The following is a 16,852-nucleotide window of genomic DNA, read 5'->3' as shown; positions in this document are numbered from 1 at the left end:
CGCGGCGGCGCCGACGGGCGCGGCGGCGATGGGCGCGGCGGCTGGCGCGAGGGTGGCGAACGCGACGGCGGCCATCGCGAGGGCGAGCGCCGTGCGCGGCATCCGCCGCACGGTAGCGGCAGCGGCAGTAGCGTGCCGCGGATGTCCAGAGTCGCCGCGCTTGCCGCGGCGGCGTTCTTCGTCTCCGCCGCCCCCGCGGCCGCGGACGACTACGCCGCCTTCGCGCGCAACATCATTCCTTCCGGCCAGTACGGGTCGGTCCCGGTGCCCGCCGGCGCCGACGAGCAGGCGCTGATGTACGACGCGCTCACGCCGCTCTTCGACCAGGTCACCGATGCCGACCTGCTCTCCAAGTTCAAGCACGCGGGCTTCGGGGTCGGGCCCGACGGTCCGGCCCGGCCGGAGCCGATGCCGCGCGCCGGCGTCACCGTCGTGCGCGACCGCTTCAACGTCCCGCACATCACCGGCCGCTCGCGCGACGACGTCACGTGGGCGATGGGCTGGTTGCTCCAGCAGGACCGCGGGCTGCTGCTCGCCCAGGCGCGCGACGCCGCGCGGCTGGCCGCGATCGACGCGCCGAACATCTACGCGTTCGGCCTCGTGATCAACCTGCGCCAGTACACGCCGACGAAGGCCGTGGACCGGATGATCGAGCGCAACGGCATGCGCGCGCTGCGTCAGGCAGGCGCCCCCGGCCGTGCGCTCCTGCACGACATCGACGTCTACCTCCAGGGCATCAACGCGCGGCTGAAGGCCGAGAAGAGCCCCGCGAAGCCGTGGACGCGCGTGGACGTGTTCGCCGCCAACGCGGTGACGGGCGAGATCTTCGGCGAGGGCGGCGGTGACGAGGCGCTGCGCTCGCAGTTCCTCTCCACGCTCCGGAACAAGTACGGCCGCGCGCGCGGCGACCGCATGTTCGACGACTTCTCCGAGCTGGCCGATCGCGACGCCCCGTCGACGATGACGAAGACCTTCCGGTACGGCAAGGCGAACCTCGGCGGCCGCGGCAACGCGGTGCTCGACGCGGGCTCCTTCAAGCCGGCCGGCCCGCAGGGCCTCGCGCGGGCGGCGCGCGTCCCGGACTGGGCGAGCAACTTCCTGCTGGTGAGCGGCAAGCGCTCCACGACCGGCCATCCGCTGTTCGTGGGCGGCCCGCAGATCGGCTACACGTACCCGGGCCTCACGCTCGAGGCCGACATCAGCTGGCCCGGCGGGCAGGCGCGCGGCGCGACCGCCCCGGGCTTCGCGGGCAACATCCTGATCGGGCGCGGGCAGGACTACGCGTGGTCGCTGACCTCCGCCGGCTCCGACGTCGTCGACACCTACGTCGAGACGCTGTGCGGCGGCTCGAAGACCAAGTACCGCTACAAGGGCCGCTGCCGGACGATGGGCCGGGTCGACGCGGGCACGATCAAGGACGTCGGGCGCGTCGTCTACCGGACGACCGTACACGGCCCGGTTACAGGCTACGCGAAGGTCGGCGGGCGCACCGTCGCGGTCTCGCGCAAGCGCGCGAGCTTCGGCCAGGACATCCTCTGGCAGCTCGGCTTCCGCGACCTCACCACCGGCAAGGTGCGCTCGGCGCAGACGTTCCGCAAGGCGCTCGCCAGCTCGCCGTTCACGTTCAACGTCGGCTACGCGGACGATCGCGACATCGCCATGTACTCCGCCGGCCGACTGCCGATCCGGCCGGCCTCGGTCGACCCGCGGCTGCCGGTCAAGGGCACGGGCGAGTACGAGTGGCGCGGCTTCCTCGCTCCCGCCGAGCGCCCGTACCAGGCCAACCCGTCGACCGGCGTGCTCGTGAACTGGAACAACCGCCCGGCTCCCGGCTGGGGCGCCGCCGACGACAACTGGAGCTACGGCTCCACGCAGCGCGTGCGGATGCTCGACGCCGGAATCGCCAAGCGCCAGGTGCACGACCTCGCCTCGGTGACGAGCGCGATGAACGCGGCCGCGACGCAGGACCTGCGCAGCGTGGCGCTCACGCCGGTGATCGAGAAGCTCCTCAAAGCCCACCCGACCGGCGCCACGCCCCGCGCGGCGCGGATGCTCGAGCTGCTCGTCGGCTGGCGCGCCGGCGGCTCCTCCCGGCTGGACCGCGACCTGGACGGCGTGATCGACGCCGGCCCCGCGCCCGCGATCTGGGACGCGTTCTACCCGCGGCTGTGGGCGGCGGCGATGCCCGTCGAAGGCCTGCAGGCGTTCGTCGGCGACGACTCCGGCACCGGCAGCGACTTCACCGGTGGCGGCTTCTGGTACCTCGAGAAGGACCTCGGGCGGCTCGTCGGCACCCAGTACCGCGACCCGTTCAAGGAGCGCTACTGCGGCGGCGGGGACGCGGCCAGGTGCGCGGGGGCGATCTGGGCGGCGCTGGACGCGGTGCCCGGCGAGCCGGACGCGCTCCGGGCGGACGCGACGCTGGAGCGCATCGCGTTCCGCCCGGGGCTCCTACCGACGACGATCCGTTACACGAACCGGCCGAGCGGGATCCAGCAGGTGATCTCGTTCGATCGCCACCGGGCCCGCTAGAGAATCTGTAGGACGTAGCCGAAGAACGAGCAGGTGGCCGCGGCGGTGCCGCGGCCGTTCTGCCCGACCGCGCCCTGGATGATCGCGTTGTTGTCGCCGTAGGCGATGTGGAACGTGTAGGTGTTGGTGCCTCCGATGCTCAGCGAGGAGACCGTGCCGTTCGGGATGATCTCCACCGCGCCTTCGCCGTTGCCCACGCGCCGGGCCACGGTCACGGCACGGCCGGAGGTGTTGTTGAAGGCCAGCACGGAAGCCGGGTCCTCGTTGCCCGCGGCGCCGTTCTGGTCGTTGCAGGTGGCGGTGAACGCCCCGAGCCCGCTGATGTTGGTGATCGGCTGCGGAGCGCCGGGCGCGTTGTCGGCGACCTCGAACCCGCGGTTGAAGGACTGCGAGTGGGCGACGTCGGCCAGGAACTTGCCTGGCAGGCGGCCCTTGTCGGAACCGGATCGGTTCGTGGCGACGAGCTTTCCAGCGGCGTCGCTGAGGCTCGCGCCCGAGTAGACGGCGCTCTTGCCGTCGACCGAACCGGCGCGGGTTGCGTAACTCACGGCTGCGACACTCGTGCCACCCAACGACACGAACAGCGCGATGCCGGCGACCACCATGGACGGTGACGGCCGGTGGATCTTCATTGTGCCCCCTTGATGAGGAATATCGATTGACCCTTTACCCGGAACCCGGCGCTTCATCCGACGGAGCGCTCTACGGGGCTTCGACGCGGGCCGTGCACGCCGGATTGCCTGATTTCGAACAGGGCGCTCCTTTGCTCGGCGGGCCGGTGTTCGCGGCGCCGTTCCACCTGCGCGGCGCCAAGGACGCGCACGAGTTCGGCTACGGCCGCGACGCGAACCCGACCTGGTCGGCCCTGGAGTCGGCGCTCGGGACGCTCGAGGGCGGGACGTCGCTGGTGTTCGCGTCCGGGATGGCGGCCGTCGCGGCCGTGCTGTTTACGGTCCTCAAGCCGGGCGACAAGCTCGTGGCGGTCGGAGACGGCTACCCCGGCGTGCGCTTCATCGCGACCGAGCGCCTCGCGCCGACCGGTGTCGAGGTGCAGTTCGTCTCCACCGACACGGAGGAGATCTGCGCGGCCGCCGAGGGCGCGCGGCTGGTGTGGATCGAGACGCCTTCGAACCCGAGGCTCGACGTGTGCGACATCGCCGCGATCGCCGCCGCCGCGCACAAGGCCGGCGCGCTGGTGGCGGTCGACAACACGCTCGCGACGCCGCTCGGCCAGCAGTGCCTCGCGCTCGGCGCCGACATCGCGATGATGAGCGGCACCAAGACGCTGTGCGGGCACTCCGACGTGCTGCTGGGCGTGGTCTCCACCCGCGACGGTGAGCTCGTCGACGCGCTCAAGCGCTGGCGCTCGCAGTCGGGCTCGGTGGTCGGCGCGTTCGAGGCTTGGCTCGCGCACCGCTCGCTCGCGACGCTGGCGCTGCGGCTGGAGCGGTCGAGCGCCGGCGCGCTGGCCGTCGCGGACGCGCTCCGCGGGAAGGGCATCGAGGTCTTCCACCCGTCCGACCACGCCGCGTCCTCCCAGATGCTCCACCACGGCTGCCTGGTGGGCTTCGTGCTCGAGAGCGAGACGCGCGCGCAGGAGGTCCTGGCCCGCTGCTCGCTCGTGGCCGAGGCCACCTCCTTCGGTGGCGTGCACGCCACCGCCGAGCGCCGCGAGCGCTGGGGCACGGACGACGTCCCGGCCGGCTTCATCCGCTACTCCGCCGGCATCGAGGACCCCGAGGACCTCGTCGCCGATCTCCTCCAGGCCCTTTAAGGTCGAATGGCCCGCCGAGGAAGGCGGGCCATTCGAGTCCTTGGAAGCGGTGGGCCGGGGGTCAATCGGCGCCCGCCTCGTGGCGCCGGTGGAGGGTGAACTCCGGCGCCGCTATGGAGGAGGGAATCGCTGGTCAGGCGATCCCTGAGTGCATGACGGGTGGGCTGCCGAGCCAAAGTCAGCCTCCGCCTATGTTGCCGACATCCTTGTCGCCTGACGGCTGACGGGGGGTCATTCCGTCAACCGCTGAACGGAATGATGCGCTTCTCCGCTTGCTTAAACCTTGGAGAAACCTTGGCGAGGCGGTAGCTTGCCGCTACACGGTGGATGCAGGGTGGGACATCCGGCTTTGCGGGCCCGTTCTCGTCGAGGCGAGCGGGGCTCGACTGGACGCAGGGCTGCCAGGACGACAAGGGCGTCTGCTCTTCGCCTACCTGGTGCTCAATCGTAGCCGTGGCTGCCCGCGCGACGAGCTCGTCGACGCCCTCTGGCCCGAGGGTCCGCCGGCCGCCGCCGACTCCGCGCTGAGCGCGCTGCTGTCCAAGCTGCGCCGCGCGCTGGGCGAGGGCGTGCTGACCGGCCGCGGCGAGCTGCGCCTGCACCTGGAGGGCACGGTCGTCGTCGACATCGAGGTCTCCCGCCGGGCGATCGTCGAGGCCGAGACGGCGATGGAGGCGGGCGACCACGCGCTCGCCATCACCCGCACGCGCGAGGCGCTCGCGACCGACCTGCAGACGTTCCTGCCGGACGCCGAGGGCGGCTGGGCGGCCGAGCAGCGGCGCGAGCTGGAGACGCTCCGGCTGCGCGGGCTGGAGATGCTGGCCGAGGCCGGGCTGCGCCAGGGCGGCCGCGAGCTGGGCTCGGCGGAGCAGGCCGCCCGGGCGGCGATCGCGGCGGCGCCGTTCCGCGAGTCCGCCCACCGGCTGCTGATGGAGATCCACGAGGCGGCGGGCAACCCGGCCGAGGCGCTGCGGACGTTCGAGGAGCTGCGCTCGCTGCTGCGCGAGGAGCTCGGCACGACGCCTGGGCAGGCCGCGATGTCCGTCTTCGAGCGCGTGCTGCGCGGCGAGCCGCCCCCCGCGGCGCGCGTCGTCGCGCCCGCCCCGACGCCGATCGCGCTGGACCCCGCGCCGTGGCCGTCGCCGCTCGCCGCGGCGGTGGACCGGCACACGCTGGTCGGGCGCGGCGTCGAGCTGGCGTTCCTGGAGCGTTGCTGGCGGGAGGCCGCCGACGGTCAGCGCGCGCTCGTCCTGCTCGCCGGGGACGCGGGCATCGGCAAGACGCGGCTCGCGGCCGAGGTGGCGGAGCTCGCCCACCGCGACGGCGCCGCCGTGCTCTACGGCCGCTTCGACGAGGAGACCCTGACGCCCTACCAGCCCGTGGTCGAGATGCTGCGCGGCTGGTCGGCGGGCGCGCCGCTGGACGTGCTCCGCGACCGGCTCGGCCCGCGCGCGACCGAGCTCTCGATCCTGCTGCCGGAGTTCGGCGCGCCGCCCGCGGACCACAACACGAACTCGGCCGGGCTCGGCGGCGGCGAGGCGGACGCGCAGCGCTTCCGCTTCTTCGACGCCGTCGCGGCGCTGCTGGGCGAGATCGGCACCGACGCGCCGGTCGTGCTCGTGTTCGACGACCTGCAGTGGGCCGACCGCCCGACGCTGCAGCTCCTGCGCCACCTCGTGCGCGCCCCCGCGCCCCGGCGTGCGCTGTTCCTCGGCACCTACCGCGAGAGCGAGATCTCCGACCGCGACCCGCTGCACGAGCTGATCGGCGACCTGCGCCGCGAGGGCACGATGCGCCGGCTCGAGCTGGGCGGGCTCGCCGAGGCCGAGGTCGCCGAGCTGGTGTCGGACCTGTCGAGCTCGCCCGCGTCGGCGTCGTTCGTGCGAGCGCTCGCGGGGGAGACGGAGGGCAACCCGTTCTTCATCGAGGAGGTCGTGCGCCACATCCGCGACTCGGCGGGCGCGCTGAGCGAAGAGGTCACGCTGGAGGAGGCGGGCGTGCCGGAGGGCGTGCGCGAGGTCACCTCGCGGCGGCTGCGGCGGCTCTCCGAGCCCACGCGGGCGGTCCTGCTCGTGGCCTCGGTGATCGGGCGCGAGTTCGACTACGACGTGCTCGCGGACGTGGTCGCCCAGGGCGACGACGAGCTCGTAGAGGCGCTGGAGGAGGGCGTCGAGGCGCGGGTGCTGCGGGAGATCGGGCACGTCGGCCGCTACGGCTTCACGCACGGGCTCGTGCGCGCGACGCTCTACGAGCAGATCTCCCAGCTGCGTCGCGCGCGCCTGCACGGCCGTGTCGGCGAGGCGCTCGTCCAGCGCCGCGGTGGCGACCTCGATCCGCACCTCGCGCTGCTCGCCCATCACTTCGCGCAGGCCGCGCCGGTCGAGCGGCCGGACCGCGCGATCGACTTCGCTCTGGCCGCGGCGCGCCGCGCCGACCGGATGCTGGCGTGGGAGGAGGCCGCCCAGCACTACCGCGCGGCGCTGCGGGCGCGGGAGCTCTCCGGTGCCGTCGACGACCACGTGCGCGCGGAGCTGCTGCTGGCGCTCGGGGCGTCCGAGGAGCGCGCGGGGCTCGAGCAGGAGGCGCGCGAGAGCTTCAGCGCCGGCATCCGCACGGCGCGCCAGCTCGGCGATCCGATCCTGCTCACGCGCGGCGTGCTGGGCCAGGCCGGTCCCTGGTCGGCGCTGTCGCGCTCCGATCCCGAGCGCGTCGCGCTGCTCGACGAGGCGATGGAGGTGCTGCCCGAGGACGACTCGCCCCTGCGCGCGCGGCTGCTCGCCCGCATGTCGCTGGAGCTCTACTACGCCGGCGAGCCGGAGCTGCGGCTGTCCCTCAGCGAGGAGGCCGTGAGGATCGCGCGGCGGATCGGCGAGCCGCGCACGCTCGCCTCCTGCCTGGACGCCCGCCACTACGCGCTGTGGCGGCCCGAGAACGTCGAGGAGCGCCTCGTCGTGGCCGCGGAGCTGCGTGAGGTGGCCGAGGAGACCGGCGACCCGGAGCTCGAGCTGCAGGGCGCGGCGTGGACGATCATCGACCTGATGGAGCTCGGCGACATCGACGGCGTGGACATCCAGATCGCCGCGGTCAGCAAGTTGGCCGACGCGCTCCACCGGCCGATCTGGCTGTGGTGGGCGTCGCTGTTCCGTGGCGCGCGGGCGCAGCTCGACGGGCGCTTCGACGAGGCCGAGCGGCTCGCGCAGGAGACGCTCGTGATCGGTCAGCGCGGCCAGGCCGAGAACGCCCTGCACTACTACGCGCAGGAGATGTACTCGATCCGCCGCGAGCAGGGCCGCTTGGCGGAGGTCGAGGGCGCGGTGCGCAACTTCATCGAGCTGTACCCGGCGATCCCCGCCTGGCGCAGCTCTTTGGCCTTGTTGCTGGTCGAGCTCGGCCGCCCCGAAGAGGCCCGCACGGAGTTCGAGGCGATGGCCGTCGGCGGCTTCAACATCCCGCGCGACGCCAACTGGCTCGTCGCCGTGACCCTGCTGGCCGAGGTGTGCGGCGCGCTGGGCGACGCCGCGCGGGCTCCGGAGCTGTACGCGCTGATCGAGCCGTACGCCGGCAGCAACATCGTCGTCGGCCGCAACGCGTCGTTCAACGGCTGCGCCTCGTGGCTGCTGGGCTTCCTGGCGGCCACGCAGGGCCATTACGACCTCGCCGAGCGCCACTACGAGGCCGCCCAGAAGATGCACCTGGCGATGGGCGCGAAGCCCTGGCACGCGCGGACCCAGGTGGTGTTCGCGCAGCTGCTGCTCGCGCGCCGGGCCCCGGGCGACGCTGAGCGCGCCGCGGAGATGCTGGCGGACGCGGTCGTGGTGGCCGACGCGCTGGGCATGGTCGTCTTGGCGGAACGGGCTCGTCGTTTGGTGCCGGCTGCCACTTCGGCTGGTTAGAGGGGCCGCGTTGTTCTGGGTGGGCGCCGTTGCGAATTCGAAACGTAACGGCAACACCCGCACCGATAGGGGTGGGGAGCCACCCGCGCGGTGCGCAGTTCGGGGGGTGCCGTCGGAACCATTCGCCATGCGCACCTTTGCGACGGCACCCCCCACGCTGGGACGGGGGGTGCGGTCGGAAAGCTGCCTCTGAGGAAGCTTTCCGACCTAACCCCTGCCGCGCGGCAGGCTCACCACCCCATCGGCGGGCCTTGGCCGTTACGTTTCGGCTTCGCAACGGCGCCCGCCCCAGCCGCGCGGACCCTCTAGCCACCCCACCCGCGCGCAGGGGGCGAACATGTCCGCCCCGCGGCCTACCGTGAACAACATGGCCCGCGCGACCTCCGTCTTCGTCTGTTCTTCGTGCGCCGCGGAGACGCCGCGCTGGATGGGGCAGTGCCCGGGCTGCGGGGAGTGGAACACGCTCAACGAGGAGGCCAAGGTCAAGCCCGTCGCGGCGGGCGGGCGTGGCGGCGGCGCGACGCGCGCGGCGGCGTCCCGGCCGACGCGGCTCTCCGATGTCGCGGCGGAGCGCCACGCGCGGCTGAAGACCGGCATCGGCGAGCTGGACCAGGTGCTCGGCGGCGGGCTCGTGCCCGGGAGCCTGGTGCTGCTCGGCGGCTCGCCCGGCATCGGCAAGTCGACGCTGACGAACATGGCGCTCGGCAACCTCGAGGGCGCCGGGCACAAGACGCTGTACATCTCGGGCGAGGAGTCCGCGGCGCAGATCCGGCTGCGGGCCGAGCGGCTGCCCGGCGCGGCGCTGCAGGTGCCGGTGCTGGCCGAGACCGACCTGGACGTCGTGCTGGCGACGATGGAGGCCGAGGCGCCGGCGGTGTGCGTCGTGGACTCGGTGCAGACGCTGCACGCGTCGGACCTCACCGGCGCGGCGGGGTCGGTCGGGCAGGTGCGCGAGGTCGCCGACCGGATCACGCGCGTGGCCAAGCAGCGCAACATCGCCGTGCTGCTGGTGGGCCACGTGACCAAGGAGGGCGCGCTCGCCGGCCCGCGCGTGCTCGAGCACCTCGTGGACTGCGTGCTGCAGTTCGAGGGCGAGCGCGAGCGCACGTACCGGACGCTGCGGGCGCTCAAGAACCGCTTCGGGTCCACCAACGACGTCGGCGTGTTCGAGATGCGCTCGGACGGCCTGGTGGAGGTGCAGGACGCGTCTGCGCGCTTTGTCGGCGAGGCCACGCGCGCGCCCGGCAGCGTCGTGCTGGCGGCGATGGAGGGCTCACGGCCGCTGCTCGTGGAGGTGCAGGCGCTCGTCTCTCCTTCCGAGCTCGTGCCGCCGCGGCGGGTGGTCAACGGGATCGACCGCAACCGGCTCGCGCTCGTGCTCGCGGTGCTCGCGCGTCACGCCGGGATCGGGGCGGGCACTTCCGACGTGTTCGTCAACGTCGCGGGCGGAGTGAGAATTGACGAGCCGGGAGCAGATCTCGCCGTCGCGCTGGCCGTGGCGAGCGCCGTTCGGGGCGTGACCATGGGGGAACTCGCCCCGATCGCGTGCTTCGGCGAGGTGGGCCTGACGGGCGAGCTGCGAACGGTCGCGCACGCCGATCGGCGGCTCGCGGAAGCGGCCAAGTTCGGCCTCAAACCGGTGATCGCGCCGGGTGCGGAGACCCCGTCGCTGCGGGCGGCGGTACGTGCCGCGCTCGGTGCACCACCTTCACGTGTAGCAGCCTGAGAGAGATTCGTCAAGCGGCGGAATTTGGCTCTGTAGCAGGGAAAATAGGGGCTAAATAGCGCTTAAGTAACTGCTAGAATTACATCGTGATGCAGCCGCGATCAGGGGAAGAGCTCAATGAGCTCGAAGCGCGGCAAGAGCCCCGGTTGGTGAAGGCCCTCGAGATGGTCGCCCCCGGCACCGCGGTGCGGGAAGGGATCGACAACATCGTCCACGCCCGCACCGGTGGATTGCTTGTCATCGGAGACCCGGACGAGCTGGCGTTCCTGTTCTCGGGCGGCATCCGCCTGGACATCGACTACACGCCGGCGCTGGTCTACCAGCTCGCGAAGATGGACGGCGCGATCGCGCTGAACGCCAACGCGACGAAGATCGCCTGGTGCAACGTGCAGCTGATGCCCGACCCGACGATCCTCACGTCGGAGACCGGCACGCGCCACCGCACCGCCGAGCGCATCTCCAAGCAGACCGACGCGCTGGTGATCGCGGTCTCGCAGCGGCGCGACGTCGTCTCGCTCTACGTGGACGGCGCGAAGTACATCCTTGAAGAGATCCCGGCGGTGCTCGCCAAGGCCAACCAGGCCCTGGCGACGCTGGACAAGTACCGCACCCGCCTGGATCAGGTCTCCACCCGTCTCACCGCGCTCGAGTTCGAGGGCGGGGTCACCCTGCACGACGTGCTGACCGTGCTGCAACGCGCGGAGCTCGTCACGCGCATGGCGGTCGAGATCGAGCGCTACATCGTGGAGCTCGGCACAGAAGGCCGACTCATCGAGATGCAGCTCGAGGAGACGATGGTCGGCGTCGCGGGCGACAAGGCCGCGCTGCTGCACGACTACTTGGCCGATCCGGTCGAGGACGCGTTCGCGATGGCGCTCGACGGCATCTCGCGCCTCCCGCATCAAGACCTGCTCGACTTCGGTCGGCTCGCCGAGCTGCTCGGCTACGACCGCAAGGTCAACACGTTGGACTATCCCGTCTCGCCCCGCGGGTACCGCATTCTCGGTCGCATCCCCAGGCTTCCCAAGCTGGTGGTGCAGAACATCGTTCGCGAGTTCCGTGGGCTGGACGAGATCCTGGCCGCCACCGACCCCGAGCTGGAGTCGGTCGAGGGCGTCGGTGAAATCCGGGCGAAGGACATCCGCGAGGGTCTTCGCCGCCTGCAGGAGATCAATCTCGTGGACCGGTACTTGCAAACCTGAACTCAGCAAGCGGTCCGGCAGCCGGACCACAGCGTTGAACGGAGGAACCCCCATTTCCGATACGGCCATTGAGCTCGAAGATCTCGACATCGAGCGCGAAATCGTCAACATCGAGTTCGAGATCGGTGACAACGTGGTCTACCCCCATCATGGGGCGGGCCAGGTAGTCAAGAAGGAGGAGAAGAACATTCTCGGCGAGGTGCGCGAGTACCTCACGATCAAGATCCTCCACAACGACATGACGGTCATGGTCCCGTGTGCGAACGCCGGCAAGGCCGGTCTGCGCCGCGTGATCGATGAGGACACCGTCAAGAAGGTCCTCGCCGTTCTTGCCGACGACGTCTCGGAGATGCCGAAGAACTGGAACCGGCGCTTCAAGCACAACCGGGACAAGATCAAGACCGGCGACATCTACGAGCTGGCCGAGGTCGTCCGCAACCTCGCCGTCCGTGAGCAGGACAAGGGTCTTTCCACGGGCGAGAAGCAGATGTACACGCGCGCCAAGAAGATCCTGGCGTCGGAGATGATGTACGCGCTGGAGAAGACCGAGGACGAGGCCGAGGCCTACCTCGACGAGATCCTCCTGCGCACGGCCGAAGAGCTCGCCGCCGCTTCCGCGGCCTCGGCTGAGTAGCCGGCCCATCGCGCTCCTGGTGGCCGCGGGCTCAGGCTCGCGGCTCGGAGCGGCGATACCCAAGGCGTTCGTGCCGGTCGCCGGACGCCCGATGATCGAGTGGTCGGTGGACGCCCTGCGTGCCGCCGGCATCGAGGAGATCGTGGTCGCGCTGCCCGAGAGCGGCGCGGCTCCCGCCGGGTGCCTGGGTGTGCGCGGCGGGGCGACGCGGTCGGAGTCCGTGCGCGCGGCCTTGGACGCGGCTTCGGGTGATGGCGACGTCGTCGTGCACGACGCGGCGCGGCCGCTGGTGGAGCCGTCGCTGTTCGTCGAGGTGGTCGAGGCGTTGAGCGCCGCCGACTGCGCGATCGCCGCCGCCCGCGTGACGGACACGATCAAAGAGGCCGACGGCGACGTCGTCGTCGCCACGTACGACCGCTCACGGCTGTGGGCGGTGCAGACGCCGCAGGCCTTCCGGCGCGCGGCGCTGGAGGCGGCGCTCAACGTGGACGCCTCGGTGCTCGCGACGGCGACCGACGACGCGTCCCTGGTCGAGCGCGCCGGCGGCACGGTTCGCGTGGTGGAGGCCTCGCCCGCGAACTTCAAGGTCACGACCCCGCACGACCTGCGCATCGCCGAGTTGTTGCTGCGGGCACGCTGAAGCGTCCCGATACGCCTGCTGCGGCACATCCGCGGCACCTCGCGCCACCCACTCGGCTCACGTGCTGGCGCACGCATCGCTCTCGCGTGCGGCCCGAGGCACTGGCGGCTGCACCACATCAGACGCACCGATCACGCCTCAGCGCACCCTGGCCGAACGGGCATAGCGAGTGGTGAGCGCGGGCTGAGAGGCTCGCGCGCATGCTCGGCTACCTGCGTCGCCATCACATCGCGCTGCTCGCGCTGTTCATCGCGCTCGGCGGCACCTCGTACGCGGCGACGCTCCCGCGCAACAGCGTCGGCACGACCCAGCTCAAGGCGAAGGCCGTGACCGAGGCCAAGCTCGCGACCGCGCTCAAGAGCAAGCTCAACCGGACGGTGCAGGGCTCGCCGGGGCTGCCGGGCCCGGCCGGTCCGCAGGGGCCCGCCGGCGCGAACGGTGCCGGCGGTGCGACCGGGCCGCAGGGACCCGCCGGGCCGCAGGGCGCGCCGGGGCCGACGTCGGCCGGGGTCGGCGGCTTCAGCCTCACCGCGACGGCGCCGAACACGAGCGGCCTCGGCAGCCCCACGAGCGTCACGCTCACGCAGCCGGGCAAGGTGCTCGTGTACGCCACGGGGACGTTCCGGATCTCGTGCGGCGCGTCGCCGTGCACGCGGACGTTCGGGGCGACGGTCGGCGGCGCCGGTGTGCCCGGCCTGGCCAGTGAGGTCGAGGGCGCCGCGGGCGAGAACGTCGCCGCGCCGCTCAACCTGGTCGGCATCCTGCCCGACGTGCCCGCCGGCACGCATGCCGTCCGGCTGGGGTTCGGGGCCTCCAGCGGCGTCGTCGGGTTCTCGTACGGTGACGACGTGCGGGTCGTCGCGGTCGCGCTCGGATAGCCACAAGGGGCGCGTGCGATCCTGATACGCACGAATGCTGACCGACTACCACGTGCATCTGCGGCCGGACGGGAACGACTCGACGGCCTCCGACTACTTCACCGCCGCCAATGCCGAGCGCTACCGCGAAGTCGCGACCGAACGCGGCGTAGCGGAGCTCGGGGTAGCTGAGCACGTCCATCGCTTCACCGCCGCGCTCGACGTGTGGCAGCACCCGTTCTGGCGCCAGAGCGCCGTCGACGACCTGGACCGCTACGTCGAGTTCGTGCGCGAGGAGACCGACCTCAAGCTCGGGCTCGAGGCCGACTACCTCAGGGGCACCGAGGACCGCATGGGCGGCCTGCTCGAGAAGCACGACTGGGACTACGTCGTGGGCTCCGTGCACTTCCTCGGCGAGCACGCGGTCGACTTCAACGACGAGACCGACATCTGGCGCTACGAGATGTCGCCCGAGCGCGTCTGGACGCGGTACTTCGAGGCGCTCGCGGAATCCGCGACCTGTGGCCTCTTCGACATCATCTCCCACCCCGACCTGGTCAAGATCTGGGGCAAGGGCCGCCCGCTCCCGGAGAAGGACCTGCGGTACTTCTACGAGCCGGCGGTCGAGGCGATGCTCGAGGGCAACGTCGCCATGGAACTCTCCACGGCGGGCCTGCGCAAGCCGGTCGGCGAGCTGTACCCGTCGCGGCCGTACCTGGAGATGGCGGTCGACGCCGGCATCCCGATCGCGCTCTCCTCCGACGCGCACATCACCGACCACCTCGCGTACCGCTACGACGACGCGGTCAAGGTGCTCGAAGAGGTCGGCGTGAAGGAGATCGCCGTGTTCGAGAAGCGCCAGCGGCGGCTGGAGCCGCTGGGCTGATGCGGTCCGGGCTCGGGATCGACTCGCACCGCTTCGCCGAGGGGCGGCGGCTCGTGCTCGGCGGGATCGAGATTCCTCACGACCGCGGGCTGGACGGGCACTCCGACGCGGACGTGCTCGCGCACGCCGTGACCGACGCGATCCTGGGGGCCGCCGCGATGGGTGACATCGGCCAGCACTTCCCGGACACGGACGCGGCGTTCAAGGACGCCGACTCGATCGCGCTGCTGCGCGAGGCGGTCGCACGCGTGCGGTCAGAAGGGTGGCGCGTCGAGTTCGTCGACGCGACGGTGATGATGGAGCGGCCCAAGCTCGCTCCGCACCGGGCGGCGATCATGTCGGTGTTGAGCGAAGCGGTGGGGGCGGATGTGCACGTGAAGGCGACGACCGGCGAGCGGATGGGCTTCGTCGGACGCGAGGAGGGCGTCGCGGCGATGGCCGTCGCGACGCTGGACCGTGGCTGAGCTCTACGTCGCCCTGCTGCACGTCCCCGGCGAGTTCGTCTACGCCGGCACGCGGGCGGACAGCGTGGCCGAGGCCGTGGCCAAGTTCGGCGACCAGGTGCTCGGCATCGAGTGGCTGCAGACGTTCGACTCGCTGCCGGCCCGCGGGCAGGAGAACGACGCGCTCCAGACCGTGCTCCAGGAGCTGCTCGACAAGGACGTCGCGTTCGTCGAGGGGTATCCGGAGGAGGAGTCGGGCGATCCCGCCGACGGCCTGCGCGCGCACATCGAGCACTGGGTCGACGAGGCCGCGGAGCGCTTCGGCGAGTTCTCGATCGGCGCCTACGGGTTCGTGATGGAGCTGCAGCTCGACGACGAGGTCGAGCTCGGCTGGGCCTACGGCGGGGCGATGGAGCCGGGCGCGGTGGAGCTGTTCACGCGCGCCGCCGAGCAGGCGCGCGGCGTCTGAGAAGGTTGGTGGCATGAGCTACGACATCCATCTCGACGACAAGTTCGGCCAGTCGGCGTTCATCGACGTCGCTGCCGAGGCCGCGGCGCACGAGCCGTGGTTCAACCAGACGCTCACGACCGTCAACGACAGCGTCGTGCGGCTCGGGGTGCTCGACGGCGACTTCCACTGGCACAAGCACGACGTCGAGGACGAGTTCTTCCTCGTGCTCGAGGGCCGGTTGCTGATCGACATCGAGGGCGAGGACACCGTCACGCTCGACCCGCACCAGGGCTACACGGTCCCGCGCGGCGTCGTCCATCGCACGCGGGCGCCCGAGGGGCGCACCGTGATCCTGATGGTCGAGCCCGCCGGGGTGCAGCCGACCGGTGACTGACTGGTCGGCGGCGACGGTCGAAGGGCTTGCGCCCGACGCGGCTTCGGTCGCGGCGGCGCGCAAGCTCGCCCGGCCGGCGCCGTGGACCGAGACGGGGTCCGACGAGCGGGCGGTGTGGGGCCTGTGCCGGGGGAGCGGCTCGAAGCCCTACGAGGTGGCCGTGGATCAGGACGGGCCCGCGTTCAAGTGCTCGTGCCCGAGTCGGAAGATCCCCTGCAAGCACGTGCTGGCGTTGCTGCTGCTGCGGGCTTCGGGTGACGTGGCCGCGGGGGAGCCGCCGGAGCGCGTGGTCGAGTGGCTGGGCGCTCGGTCCAGTCGGCCGGCGCCGCGTGAGCCCGGCGAGCCGGTGCGCGACCCCGAGGCCGCCGCGCGGCGCGCCGCGGAGCGTGAGGCCCGGGTGGCGGGCGGCGTCGAGGACCTGCGCCTGTGGCTGCGCGACGCCGTGCGCGGCGGGCTCGGCGCCCCGCGGCTGCACGCCTGGGACGAGTGGGACGGGTTCGCCGCGCGGATGGTCGACGCGCAGGCGCCCGGCGCGGCCTCGCGGCTGCGGTCGCTCGGCGGCGTTGCGGCCGCCCGCCCGGACGACTGGCCGGAGCGCCTGCTGTCCGGGATGGGATTGCTGCACCTGCTGTGCGAGGCGTACGCGACCGCGCCGGACGGCCCGCTGCGCGACGAGGTCCGGACGTTGCTCGGCTGGAACGCCGGGCGCGAGGACGTGCTGGCCGGCCCGCGCGTCGAGGACCGCTGGGCCGTGCTCGCGCGGGTCGTGCTCGAGCAGGAGCGCCTGCGCGTGCAGCGCACCTGGCTGTGGGGCCTCGACGAGGAGCGGCCGGCACTGCTGCTGGACTTCGCGCCGCCGGGCGCCCCGCTGACGGTCCGGCCGCCCGCGGGCACGAGCTTCCGCGCCGGCCTCGCCTTCTACCCGGGCGCGACGCCCCTCCGGGCGATCCTGGACGAGACGGGCGCGCTCGACGACGCCCCGGGCCGCTTCGGCCACGGCGGCGTGGAGGCGGCGCTGGCCGCGACCGCCGCGGCGGTGGCCGCGAACCCCTGGCTGGACGAGTGGCCCGTCGCGCTGGCGAGCGCGGTCGCCGACGTCGACGCGGTGAGCGCGGACGACGGCGCCCTCCCGCTGCGCGGCTCGATGCGCGCCCGCTGGCGCCTGGTCGCCCTGGGGGGCGGCCGCCCGCTGTCCGTCTTCGGCATGTGGAACGGCGAAGCCCTCGCGCCGCTGGCGGCCGGCGACGGTGAGCGGATGGTCGCGCTGTGAACGCCGCCGAGCGATGCGCGACGGACGGGCGAGCCGCGGTCGGCGGCGACGCGTCGTCGCGCGGGCGGGACGTGGTGGGCGGCGGCGTGTCGCGCGCGGCGGTGGCGTTGTCGGGCCACTCTTCGAGGATCGTGACGAGGAGCTCGGCGG

At 72.4% G+C, this 16,852-nt stretch carries 14 protein-coding genes; 13 read left to right on the top strand and 1 reads right to left on the bottom strand.

Annotated elements, in window-relative coordinates; genetic code table 11:
- Nucleotides 1-141 precede the first annotated feature (141 nt).
- A complete protein-coding gene (locus tag OJ997_RS34405) occupies nt 142-2,532 on the top strand; it encodes a penicillin acylase family protein (protein ID WP_270029967.1) in 2,391 nt (796 codons plus the stop codon).
- Here OJ997_RS34405 and OJ997_RS34400 read toward each other — a convergent pair.
- Nucleotides 2,529-3,080 carry a hypothetical protein gene (locus tag OJ997_RS34400; protein ID WP_270029966.1) on the bottom strand — a complete coding sequence of 184 codons (552 nt, stop codon included), beginning with the start codon at nt 3,078-3,080 and terminating at the stop codon, nt 2,529-2,531. The two genes, OJ997_RS34405 and OJ997_RS34400, sit on opposite strands and share 4 nt — an antisense overlap.
- Nucleotides 3,081-3,142: 62 nt before the next feature.
- On the opposite strand from OJ997_RS34400, the gene OJ997_RS34395 reads away from it, so the two are divergent.
- The 12 genes from OJ997_RS34395 (at nt 3,143) to OJ997_RS34340 (ending at nt 16,702) form a co-directional block, all read left to right on the top strand.
- Nucleotides 3,143-4,306 (top strand): cystathionine gamma-lyase, encoded by a 1,164-nt coding sequence (locus OJ997_RS34395; RefSeq protein ID WP_270029965.1) that lies wholly within the window; start codon nt 3,143-3,145, stop codon nt 4,304-4,306.
- A gap of 437 nt (nt 4,307-4,743) precedes the next feature.
- Nucleotides 4,744-8,199 (top strand): ATP-binding protein, encoded by a 3,456-nt coding sequence (locus OJ997_RS34390; protein ID WP_270029964.1) that lies wholly within the window; start codon nt 4,744-4,746, stop codon nt 8,197-8,199.
- Nucleotides 8,200-8,566: 367 nt separating this feature from the next.
- On the top strand, nt 8,567-9,925 hold the full coding sequence (gene radA / locus OJ997_RS34385) for a DNA repair protein RadA (protein ID WP_270029963.1): 1,359 nt from the start codon (nt 8,567-8,569) through the stop codon (nt 9,923-9,925).
- An 89-nt stretch (nt 9,926-10,014) separates the two neighbouring features.
- A complete protein-coding gene (gene disA / locus OJ997_RS34380; protein WP_121252203.1) occupies nt 10,015-11,127 on the top strand; it encodes a DNA integrity scanning diadenylate cyclase DisA in 1,113 nt (370 codons plus the stop codon).
- Between the two features lie 52 nt (nt 11,128-11,179).
- On the top strand, nt 11,180-11,761 hold the full coding sequence (locus OJ997_RS34375) for a CarD family transcriptional regulator (protein WP_308213602.1): 582 nt from the start codon (nt 11,180-11,182) through the stop codon (nt 11,759-11,761).
- 19 nt (nt 11,762-11,780) lie between these two features.
- Nucleotides 11,781-12,401 (top strand): 2-C-methyl-D-erythritol 4-phosphate cytidylyltransferase, encoded by a 621-nt coding sequence (ispD, locus tag OJ997_RS34370; protein WP_270029962.1) that lies wholly within the window; start codon nt 11,781-11,783, stop codon nt 12,399-12,401.
- A gap of 200 nt (nt 12,402-12,601) precedes the next feature.
- Entirely contained in the window at nt 12,602-13,279 is a 678-nt protein-coding gene (locus tag OJ997_RS34365; protein ID WP_270029961.1) for a hypothetical protein, read from the top strand.
- 34 nt (nt 13,280-13,313) lie between these two features.
- Nucleotides 13,314-14,144, top strand: a complete 831-nt coding sequence (locus OJ997_RS34360) for a histidinol-phosphatase (protein WP_270029960.1) — start codon at nt 13,314-13,316, stop codon at nt 14,142-14,144.
- Nucleotides 14,144-14,608 carry a 2-C-methyl-D-erythritol 2,4-cyclodiphosphate synthase gene (ispF, locus tag OJ997_RS34355; RefSeq protein ID WP_270029959.1) on the top strand — a complete coding sequence of 155 codons (465 nt, stop codon included), beginning with the start codon at nt 14,144-14,146 and terminating at the stop codon, nt 14,606-14,608. The genes OJ997_RS34360 and ispF overlap by 1 nt, the downstream gene beginning before the upstream one ends.
- Nucleotides 14,601-15,056 carry a hypothetical protein gene (locus OJ997_RS34350; protein WP_270029957.1) on the top strand — a complete coding sequence of 152 codons (456 nt, stop codon included), beginning with the start codon at nt 14,601-14,603 and terminating at the stop codon, nt 15,054-15,056. Before ispF ends, OJ997_RS34350 begins: the two co-directional genes overlap by 8 nt.
- Before the next feature lie 13 nt (nt 15,057-15,069).
- Complete coding sequence (locus OJ997_RS34345) at nt 15,070-15,432, top strand: cupin domain-containing protein (protein ID WP_270029956.1); 363 nt, start codon at nt 15,070-15,072, stop codon at nt 15,430-15,432.
- Nucleotides 15,425-16,702: an SWIM zinc finger family protein gene (locus tag OJ997_RS34340; RefSeq protein WP_270029955.1), complete on the top strand. Its 1,278-nt coding sequence runs from the start codon at nt 15,425-15,427 to the stop codon at nt 16,700-16,702. Before OJ997_RS34345 ends, OJ997_RS34340 begins: the two co-directional genes overlap by 8 nt.
- The last annotated feature ends 150 nt before the right edge of the window (nt 16,703-16,852 follow it).

It is taken from the genome of Solirubrobacter phytolaccae, from assembly GCF_027587195.1.
GTDB classification, from domain to species: Bacteria; Actinomycetota; Thermoleophilia; order Solirubrobacterales; family Solirubrobacteraceae; genus Solirubrobacter; species Solirubrobacter phytolaccae.
The sequence above is the reverse complement of the archived record's forward strand: the minus strand, read 5'-3'. Positions and strand labels throughout refer to the sequence as shown.